Origin of the sequence: Falsiroseomonas sp. HW251, assembly GCF_050563545.1 — a bacterium.
Classification (GTDB): domain Bacteria; phylum Pseudomonadota; class Alphaproteobacteria; order Acetobacterales; family Acetobacteraceae; genus Falsiroseomonas.
In genome coordinates, this window is record NZ_JBNXUM010000128.1 from 1 (window position 1) to 245 (window position 245).

General features: G+C 68.6%; 1 pseudogene. It reads right to left on the bottom strand.

Annotated elements, in window-relative coordinates:
• Positions 1–245, bottom strand: a pseudogene (locus ACLF3M_RS35480) (FAD-dependent oxidoreductase); the annotation flags it as partial.

A 245-nucleotide genomic window follows, 5' to 3' on the forward strand; every position in this document is an offset into this window, starting at 1 on the left:
TTGTGCATCCCGTTCCGCCCGACGAGGTGCAGGTTCGGGCAGGCTTCCTCCAGCGCCGCGCGGATCACCGCGACATGGTCCTGGTACTCGGCGTCATAGACGGGATAGGCCTTGGGCTGGCGGATCACCACGCCGTCCTGGATGTCCTCCCGCGCCGCCAGGCCGAGCTTCACCAGCTCCTCTCCCGCGCGGTTGACGAGCTCCGCGTCGGACGAGGTCCAGAGCCCGTCGCCCTCGAAGCAGAA